At 72.6% G+C, this 8,443-nt stretch carries 9 protein-coding genes and 1 pseudogene; 1 reads left to right on the top strand and 9 read right to left on the bottom strand.

Annotated features, from left to right (window positions below):
• Nucleotides 1-109 (bottom strand): annotated as a pseudogene (locus tag B7P34_RS38800) (SidA/IucD/PvdA family monooxygenase); the annotation flags it as partial.
• A gap of 162 nt (nt 110-271) precedes the next feature.
• On the opposite strand from B7P34_RS38800, the gene B7P34_RS38795 reads away from it, so the two are divergent.
• Nucleotides 272-652 (top strand): CAP domain-containing protein, encoded by a 381-nt coding sequence (locus B7P34_RS38795; protein WP_353620264.1) that lies wholly within the window; start codon nt 272-274, stop codon nt 650-652.
• 87 nt (nt 653-739) lie between these two features.
• Here the strand turns inward: B7P34_RS38795 and mutM are convergent, their stop codons facing one another.
• The 8 genes from mutM to recG all read right to left on the bottom strand — a co-directional run bounded on the left by mutM (nt 740) and on the right by recG (nt 8,428).
• A complete protein-coding gene (mutM, locus tag B7P34_RS23785) occupies nt 740-1,630 on the bottom strand; it encodes a bifunctional DNA-formamidopyrimidine glycosylase/DNA-(apurinic or apyrimidinic site) lyase (protein WP_106679604.1) in 891 nt (296 codons plus the stop codon).
• 155 nt (nt 1,631-1,785) lie between these two features.
• On the bottom strand, nt 1,786-2,640 hold the full coding sequence (rnc, locus tag B7P34_RS23780) for a ribonuclease III (protein WP_106679601.1): 855 nt from the start codon (nt 2,638-2,640) through the stop codon (nt 1,786-1,788).
• A 19-nt stretch (nt 2,641-2,659) separates the two neighbouring features.
• Nucleotides 2,660-2,833 carry a 50S ribosomal protein L32 gene (rpmF, locus tag B7P34_RS23775; protein WP_015657589.1) on the bottom strand — a complete coding sequence of 58 codons (174 nt, stop codon included), beginning with the start codon at nt 2,831-2,833 and terminating at the stop codon, nt 2,660-2,662.
• A gap of 2 nt (nt 2,834-2,835) precedes the next feature.
• Nucleotides 2,836-3,432, bottom strand: a complete 597-nt coding sequence (locus tag B7P34_RS23770; RefSeq protein ID WP_189383001.1) for a YceD family protein — start codon at nt 3,430-3,432, stop codon at nt 2,836-2,838.
• Nucleotides 3,433-3,644: 212 nt separating this feature from the next.
• Nucleotides 3,645-4,763, bottom strand: a complete 1,119-nt coding sequence (locus tag B7P34_RS23765) for an ATP synthase F0 subunit B (protein WP_106679597.1) — start codon at nt 4,761-4,763, stop codon at nt 3,645-3,647.
• Between the two features lie 97 nt (nt 4,764-4,860).
• Nucleotides 4,861-5,340: a pantetheine-phosphate adenylyltransferase gene (gene coaD, locus B7P34_RS23760; RefSeq protein ID WP_223268151.1), complete on the bottom strand. Its 480-nt coding sequence runs from the start codon at nt 5,338-5,340 to the stop codon at nt 4,861-4,863.
• A 26-nt stretch (nt 5,341-5,366) separates the two neighbouring features.
• Nucleotides 5,367-5,966 carry a 16S rRNA (guanine(966)-N(2))-methyltransferase RsmD gene (gene rsmD, locus B7P34_RS23755; protein ID WP_106679595.1) on the bottom strand — a complete coding sequence of 200 codons (600 nt, stop codon included), beginning with the start codon at nt 5,964-5,966 and terminating at the stop codon, nt 5,367-5,369.
• 209 nt (nt 5,967-6,175) lie between these two features.
• Nucleotides 6,176-8,428: an ATP-dependent DNA helicase RecG gene (gene recG / locus B7P34_RS23750; RefSeq protein WP_189382999.1), complete on the bottom strand. Its 2,253-nt coding sequence runs from the start codon at nt 8,426-8,428 to the stop codon at nt 6,176-6,178.
• Nucleotides 8,429-8,443: the final 15 nt, after the last annotated feature.

The raw sequence follows: 8,443 nt of genomic DNA, 5'->3' as shown, positions 1-8,443 counted from the left end.
GGCCGTGCTCCTGCAGGTAGTGCAGGAAGGAGAAGCGGCTGCCGGGGTCCCGCATGGTGACGAGGTCCTTGAGGAAGGACACCTGCATGGTGGCGCCCTCGATGAGGAGGACTCAGGCTCCGAGGACTCCGGTGAAGCGCCCCCCGCCGACGCCCCGGACGACGACGGCACGGACGCCGCGGACCGGGCCCGCGCCCAGGCCCGGGACCAGGTCCAGGCGGCCGGTCACGCGCAGCTGACGGGCCGGGAGAGCGCCGCCGATCAGGCCAGCATGTACCCGGCGATGGCGCAGCAGTTGCTCGCACTGGTCAATCAGGAGCGCGCCAAGGCGGGTTGCCGGCCCCTGGTGGCCAGTGCCCAACTGACGAGGCTCGCCCAGTCGTTCAGTGACGACATGGCCCGGCGGGGGTTCTTCAGCCACACGGACCCGGACGGCCGCACCCCCTGGGACCGCGCCGCCACGCGAGGCATCCGCAACCTCGGCGGGGAGAACATCGCCCGGGGCCATCCCGACGCCCGCGCCGTCATGGACGCCTGGATGCACAGCGCGGGGCACCGCGCGAACATCCTCAACGGCGAGTACCGGACGCTCGGCATCGGGCTGAACACCAGCGGGAGCGGCCCCTGGTGGACGCAGGACTTCGGCTACTGACGGGGCTTCGCGCCGCCGGCCGGTCGCCGGGGCCTCGCGCGCCCCGGCGACCGGGGTGCGCGCCGCGGTCCTTCCGGCCGGGCGCCGCTAGGAAGCGGCGTGCGGGCGCGGGGGGCGCTGGCAGCGGGGGCAGAAGTAGCTGGAGCGGTTCATCCAGGGGCGACGGCGCATGGCCGTGCCGCAGCGGCGGCACGGTTCGTCCTCGCGCCCGTACGCGTCCAGCGAGCGGTCGAAGTAGCCGGACTCGCCGTTCACGTTGACGTAGAGGCTGTCGAAGCTGGTGCCGCCGACGGCGAGAGCCTCGTTCATGACCTCACGGATGTGCGTGAGCAGCTCGGTGCTGCGCGGCCGGGTCAGGGTCGCGGTGGAGCGGTCGTAGTGCAGCCTGGAGCGCCACAGCGCCTCGTCGGCGTAGATGTTGCCGACCCCGCTGATCAGTGACTGGTCGAGCAGGGCGCGCTTGATGGTGGTGCGGCGCCGGCGCAGGGCGGCGTGGAAGGCCGCCTCGTCGAAGGCGGGGTCCAGGGGGTCGCGGGCGATGTGCGCGATGACGTCGGGGAGCCCCTCGGGGTCCCCGGGGACCGTGTCGTGCAGGGAGAGCCCGCCGAAGGTGCGCTGGTCGACGAAGCGCAGCTCCGTGCCCGCGTCGTCGGCGAACCGGATGCGGATGCGCAGGTGCTTCTCGTCGGGGGCCTCGTGCGGTTGGACGAGGAGCTGGCCGCTCATGCCGAGGTGGGCGAGGATCGCGCGATCGGGCCCCGTGGGGCCCTCCGTCTCCAAAGGCAGCCACAAGTACTTGCCGCGCCGGCGGGCCGTGCCGAGGCGGCGGCCGACGAGCTGGGCGGCGAAGTCGCCGGGCCCGGCGAGGTGCCGGCGGATGGCGCGGGGGTGGAGCACGTCGACGGCGGCCACGGTGCGGCCGCAGACCCAGCGCTCCAGGCCGCGGCGTACGACCTCGACCTCGGGCAGTTCGGGCACGGTGCTCCTCCAGCGCATGGGGCGGCCGCGCATGAGGCGGCCGGTTCTCCGGATGCCGGTACTTGCGTACGGCGGCTACTCGCGTACGGGGGCACATTCGCCGAACGCCGGGCGGGCCTGGAGTCAGGCCCGCCCGGCGTTCGGGGACGTGTGCGTCAGGATGCGGTGCCGGCCTCGGGGGCCTCGGCCCCGGCCTGCTCCACGGCTCCGGCCTGGGCGGCCTCGGCCTTCCCGGCGTCGGCCGACGGTGCGGCCTCGGCCTTCTTGGCGGCAGCAGCGCGTGCTTCGGCCGCCTCGTGGATGGCGCGCCAGGCGGCCTCGGCCGCCTGCTGCTCCGCTTCCTTCTTGCTGCGGCCGGTGCCGGTGCCGTACGCGACACCACCGACGCGGGCAGCAGCCGTGAAGGTCTTCTCGTGGTCGGGACCGGTCTCGGAGACCAGGTACTCGGGCACGCCGAGCCCCTCCGTCGCGGTCAGCTCCTGGAGGCTGGTCTTCCAGTCCAGGCCGGCGCCGAGGTTCGAGGACTTCTCGATCAGGGGATCGAAGAGCCGGTGGACGAGCTCGGCAGCGGCCTCCAGGCCCTGGTCGAGGTAGACCGCACCGATCACCGCTTCAAGGGTGTCCGCGAGGATGGACGCCTTGTTGCGGCCGCCCGTGCCCTCCTCACCGCGGCCGAGCCGGATGAAGGAGCCGAGGTCGAGCCCGCGGCCGACCTCCGCCAGCGCACGGGAGTTGACCACCGCGGCCCGCAACTTGGCCAGCTGGCCCTCGGGCAGGTCGGGGTGGATGCGGTAGAGCGTGTCCGTGACCACGAGGCCCAGCACGGAGTCCCCGAGGAACTCCAGGCGCTCGTTGGTCGGCAGGCCGCCGTTCTCGTACGCGTAGGAACGGTGGGTCAGCGCACGCACCAGAAGGGCGGTCTCGAGTCTGTACCCGAGCCGCCCTTCCAGAAGCGTGTGAGACGAGGCCGTGTCCGCCGGCGCCCTCTTCGGCGTAGTGGCGTCTGACATGAAGCCTGTCACCCGCCGATCAGACCTCGAGGACCTGGCGCTTGTTGTAGGTGCCGCAGCTCGGGCACGCGATGTGCTGCTGCTTCGGCTCGTGGCAGCGCTCGCACGCCACCAGGGGGGTGACCGCAGCCTTCCACTGCGACCGGCGGTGGCGCGTGTTGCTGCGCGACATCTTCCGCTTCGGAACAGCCACGGCTACTTCTCCTGTGAGTCATCCCCGACGGAGCGGGGTGCGTTGTCCTTCTCGCCGTCCTGGTCGGAACCGGCGAGTCCCTGCAGTGCCGCCCAACGAATGTCGACGGTCTCGTGGTGGTGGTCCGGGTCGTCCGCCAGCCGCGCGCCGCATTCGGAGCACAGGCCGGGGCAGTCTTCCTGGCACACCGGCTGCAGCGGCAGTGCGAGCACCACCGCGTCACGCAGCACGGGTTCGAGGTCGAGCAAGTCGGCCTCGAGAAAGAGCATGTCCTCTTCGTCTTCCTCGGCGTCGTCGCCGGTATCCGCGGGGCGGCTCCGGTCATCGGCGTCGGGGTAGGAGTACATCTCCTGGAAGTCCACTTCGAGCTCTCGCTCGAGCGGCTCCAGACACCTTACGCACTCCCCGGTGAGCGGCGCACGGGCGGTGCCTGTGACGAGCACCCCTTCCATGACCGACTCCAGTCGGAGGTCGAGCTCAACGGTCGCGCCCTCGGCCACGGAGATGACCTCGATACCGAGGTGATCAGGGGCCGGGACGGAGCGGGAGAGCCGCTTCAGCGCACCGGGACGCCGACCCAGCTCGCGTGTGTCGAACACGAGAGGGGAACGGTGATCGAGGCGGGCGTTCAGGGCTTCCTGCTTTCTACGCTGCGGCAACGGCGGCCCTGCGGCCGCAGGGGACGCGGGCAGCCGAGATCGCGAATGCACACGCGACCGAAGAGCCAGGATACTGGACGGGTCGCTGTAGACCCAATCGGCCTCCGGGCGCAGCCGGTCAGCCCCTCGGGGCGCTGGTGGGCGGCTCGTGGTCAGCGGCCCTGTTCGTACCGGCGGAGCTGCTCCAGGTTGATCATCGAGGTGTCGAAGAGGCTCGTCTCGTCCAGTGCGCCGCCGCCCGCATGGGGCGGGCTCTGGGCGGGCTGGTGCTGCTGGGGCACGTAGCCGCCCTGGGCGGCCCCGTAGCCGTCGTTCTGGGCATGGGCGGGCCAGGCATAGGGGTCGGCCTGCTGGTAGCCGCTCTGGACCGCGTACGGGTCCGGCTGGTGCCCGTGGGATCCGCTGTCCGCCCCGTACTGCTGCTGGTAGGTGTACGGGTCCGGCTGGTAGGCCTGGGGCTCGTAGTAGCCCTCGTAGCCGCCCGCATGGGGCGCCGCATGAGGCGCCCCATGCGGGGCCGCCGCCGGCTCCGGAGCGGTCTGCGCCTGGGGCGCGGCCAGTCCGGCGAGGAAGTCGGCGTCGCTGGTGGGGTGGGGGGCGCGGAACCCGTCCTGGGCCGCCATATGGGCACCGAGCTCGTCGGCGGGGCGGGCGCCGAGGAGCTTCTCGCGGCCGCGGCCGACGGCCTCCAGCGTCTTGCTCAGGACGGCCGAGACCGCGCCCAGCTTGGCGTCGACGTAGGCGTCGGCCTGCTGCCGCTGGACGCGGGGGTCGGAGCTGGGCTCCGGGGCGTCCTCGCCGGGGTCGCCCTGCATGCCGCCCTCCTCCGTGCGGCCCAGGAGCTTCTCGCGGCCCCGGTCGACGGATCCGATGGTCTTGGTGAGGACGACCTCGAAGTTGGCGAGCTTGCTGTCGACGTAGTCGTCGGCCTCGGCGCGGACCTCCTCGGCCTGCCGGCGGGCCTCGGCGAGGATGCGGTCGGCCTCCTCCTGGGACTGCCGGGCGACCTCTGTGTCGGAGATCAGCGAACCGCGGTGGGCCCGGGCGGACTCGATGATCCGCTCGGCCTCCTCGCGGGCCTCGGCGACCAGCTGCTCACGGTCGCCGACGACCTCCTGGGCCCGGGCGAGCGCGCCGGGCAGCCCGGCGCGGAGCTCTTCGAGGAGGGCGAGCAGCTCGGCGCGGTTGATGACGCATGAGGCGGACATCGGCATGGACCGTGCGGCGGTGACGGTCGCGACGATCTCGTCGAGCTTCTTCTGGACGTCCACCGGGCGCTCGCCACTCTCTTCTGCCGGACGACACGAACGGGGACGACTGTACGGGCAGTCGGCCCCCGCCCGACAGCCGCCGGCGGAGGGGTGGGCGTCAGCGCTCGCCGAGGCGTTCGGTGAGCGCCTCCAGCACCAGCGGGGGCACCAGGTGGGAGACGTCGCCGCCCCAGGCGGCGACCTCCTTGACCAGGCTGGACGACAGGAAGCTGTACGTCGGGTTGGTGGGAACGAACAGGGTCTCGACGCCCGAGAGCCCGTTGTTCATCTGGGCCATCTGCAGCTCGTAGTCGAAGTCGCTGACCGCCCGCAGCCCCTTGACGATGGCGGGGATGTCGCGCTGCTTGCAGAAGTCGACGAGCAGGCCGTGGAAGGCCTCCACCTTCACGTTCCCGTACTCGGCCGTGACCTGGCGGAGCAGGTCTATCCGCTCCTCGACCGTGAACAGGCCCTGCTTCGACTTGTTGATCATCACTGCGACGTGGACGACGTCGTACAGCCTGGAAGCGCGGGCGATGATGTCGAGGTGTCCATTGGTGACGGGGTCGAACGACCCCGGACAGACGGCGCGGCGCAACGGTGTCTCCTCGCTCTCCGGTCCATTCATGACGCGCGGGGAGATGTCTCTTCGGCGCACGTCGAGGCGGCGCGACCGTACCAAAGCGTCCCCTCGCCGTAGCGACGGGCCCTCAGTGCCTCGAAACCGTCCGGCCAGGGGAATTCCCCGCCTCTGGTGCTGCGCTCCACGGTGGCCAGCGCCTCGTCCGCAAGCCACCCTCCGGTACGGAGTGTGAGGAGAATCTCGCGGAGAGCCTCGTCGGTGACGGCGTAGGGCGGGTCCAGGAAGACCACGTCGTACGGGGCGGAGGGCGCGGGTCCGGCGACGATCTGCTCTGCCTTGCCGGCGCGGACCTCGGCGCCGGGGAGGCCGAGGGTGCGGACGTTGTCCCGGATGGTGCGCACCGCGCGGGCGTCGGCCTCGACCAGCAGGACGTGCGCGGCGCCGCGCGAGAGCGCCTCCAGGCCGACCGCGCCCGAGCCGCCGTACAGGTCGAGCACGCGGCTGCCGTGGAGGGTGCCCAGGAGGGACTCCAGGGTGGAGAACAGGCCCTCGCGCGCCCGGTCGGAGGTCGGGCGGGTGCCGGTGCCGGGCGGCACGGCGAGGCGGCGTCCGCCGGCGGTGCCGGCGATCACGCGGGTCATGGGGTCCTCGGTCCTTCGCGACGGTGTGACGGAGCGGCGGCCTGACAGTCGGCCGGTCGGGGCGCCGCCCCTTCAGCCTAGGGCGTCGGCACCCGGCGGGCGCCTCCGCGGGGCCCTTGACGTGGGGCTCAGCGGAGGCCCGGGGCCGGCCGGCGGCCCCGGGCCGCCCTGCGGCCCCCGCGCCCCTCAGGCGGGCCTCAGGCCGTACGTCAGCCCTTGTCCAGGTACTGCTCGCGCTCCTCGTCCAGCAGGGCGTCCAGGGCGGTGCGCAGCTCGGGGAGCCCCGCCAGCTCCGGGTCGGCTGCGACGACCGCGGCGGCCTCCTCGCGGGCCGCGGCGATGATCTCCTCGTCGTCGATGACGGTGAGCATGCGCAGGGACGAGCGCACGCCGGACTGGGCCTGGCCGAGGACGTCGCCCTCGCGGCGCTGTTCGAGGTCGATGCGGGACAGCTCGAAGCCGTCGAGCGTGCCCGCGACGGCGGCGAGCCGCGCGCGGGCGGGGCTCGCCTCGGGGGCGTCGGTGACGAGCAGGCACAGGCCCGCGGCGGAGCCGCGCCCCACGCGGCCACGCAGCTGGTGGAGCTGGGAGACCCCGAACCGGTCCGCGTCCATGATCACCATGACGGTGGAGTTGGGCACGTTCACACCGACCTCGATGACGGTCGTGGCGACCAGGACGTCCACCTCGCCGGCGGCGAAGCGGCGCATCACGTCGTCCTTCGCCTCGGGCTGCATGCGGCCGTGCAGCACCTCCACGCGCAGCCCCTTCAGGGGCCCCTTGGTGAGCTGCTCGGTGACGTCCACGACGGCGAGGGGCGGGCGCCGCTCGCCGTCCGCCTCCGCGGCGGCCTTCTCAGGGTCGCCCTTGGAGCTGCCGGAGCGGCCCTTCGCGGCCGTCTTGGTGCCGTTCTCCTCCCCCAGGTCGTCGCCGATGCGGGGGCAGACCACGTACGCCTGGTGCCCGCCCTCGATCTCCTCGCGGACCCGCTCCCAGGTGCGCGCCAGGAAGTGGGGCTTGTCCTTCGCGGGCACCACGTGGGTGGCGATGGGCGAGCGGCCGGCCGGCAGCTGGTCCAGGACGGAGGTCTCCAGGTCGCCGAAGACGGTCATGGCGACGGTGCGCGGGATGGGGGTCGCCGTCATCACGAGGAGGTGCGGCGGCTGCTTGCCCTTCGAGCGCAGGGCGTCGCGCTGCTCGACGCCGAAGCGGTGCTGCTCGTCCACGACGACCAGGCCGAGGTCGTGGAACTGCACCTTGTCCTCGATGAGGGCGTGGGTGCCGATGACGATGCCGGCTTCGCCGGTGACGAGGTCGAGCAGCGCCTGCCGCCGGGCCGCCATCCCCATGGAGCCCGTGAGCAGCACGACCTTGGTGCCGTGCTCGGCGCCGCCGAGCATGCCGCCCTCGGCGAGCTCGCCCATCATCTCGACGACGGACCGGTGGTGCTGCTGCGCGAGCACTTCGGTGGGGGCGAGCATGGCGGCCTGACCGCCCGCGTCGACGACGCCCAGCATGGCGCGCAGCGCCACCATGGTCTTCCCGGAGCCGACCTCTCCCTGGAGGAGGCGGTGCATGGGGTGCTCGGTGGCCAGGTCGTCGAAGATCTCCGCGGAGACGGTGCGCTGGCCCTCGGTGAGGGTGAAGGGCAGCTTGGCGTCGAAGGCGTCGAGGATGCCGCCGGCCACGGGCTTGCGGGCGACGGCGGGCAGCTGGGAATCGGCGTGCCGGCGGCGGGCGAGGGCGACCTGGAGGACGAACGCCTCGTCCCACTTCAGGCGGGCCCGGGCGTCCTCGATGTCGGCCTTGGTGCGGGGCCGGTGGACCTTGCGGAAGGCGTCGGGGAGCTCCGCGAGGCCGCGGCCGTCGCGCAGCGAAGGGGGCAGCGGGTCCATGAGGCCCTGCCACTGCTCGGCCTCGAAGAGATCCAGCAGGGTGTCGACGGCCTTGGTGAGCTTCCACGACTGGAACTGCTTGCAAGCGGGGTAGATCGGCAGCAGGCGGCCCGCGAAGGCCTCGGCGGCGCCGGCTTCGCTGTCGCGGTCCAGGAGCTCGTAGTCGGGGTGGAGGAGCTGGCGGGTGCGGTTGAAGACGGAGACCTTGCCGGCGAACATGCCACGACGGCCGGGGATCAGCTCCTTCTCCCGTGCATAGGCGCCGCGGCCGAAGAAGACGAGCGTCAGGGAGCCGCTGCCGTCGGTGACGACGACTTCCAGGCGGACGCCCTTGCCGTGGTTGAAGGTCTTCATGGCGGCCTTGGCGACCTGGGCGACGACGGTGACGTGCTCGTCCAGCGGCAGGTCCGCGAGGCGGGTCAGCTCGCCGCGCTCGGCGTAGCGGCGCGGGTAGTGGTGCAGCAGATCGCCGGCCGTGTGCAGGTCGAGGTGCTCGGCCATCACCTTCGCGGTGCTGCCGCCGAGGATCTTCTTCAGGGGTTCGTGAAGCGCGGGCACGGGTCCCATTGCACACCACGGCAC

It is taken from the genome of Streptosporangium nondiastaticum (assembly GCF_003011965.1).
GTDB classification, from domain to species: domain Bacteria; phylum Actinomycetota; class Actinomycetes; order Streptomycetales; family Streptomycetaceae; genus Streptomyces; species Streptomyces nondiastaticus.
Note: the sequence above shows the minus strand (reverse complement) of the source record. Positions and strands in the feature narration are given on the sequence as shown.

Coding starts and splice junctions, on each gene's coding strand:
- rsmD (WP_106679595.1), bottom strand. CDS start 5,966: ATGACCCGCGTGATCGCCGGCACCGCCGGCGGACGCCGCCTCGCCGTG.
- rnc (WP_106679601.1), bottom strand. CDS start 2,640: ATGTCAGACGCCACTACGCCGAAGAGGGCGCCGGCGGACACGGCCTCG.
- B7P34_RS38795 (WP_353620264.1), top strand. CDS start 272: ATGTACCCGGCGATGGCGCAGCAGTTGCTCGCACTGGTCAATCAGGAG.
- recG (WP_189382999.1), bottom strand. CDS start 8,428: ATGGGACCCGTGCCCGCGCTTCACGAACCCCTGAAGAAGATCCTCGGC.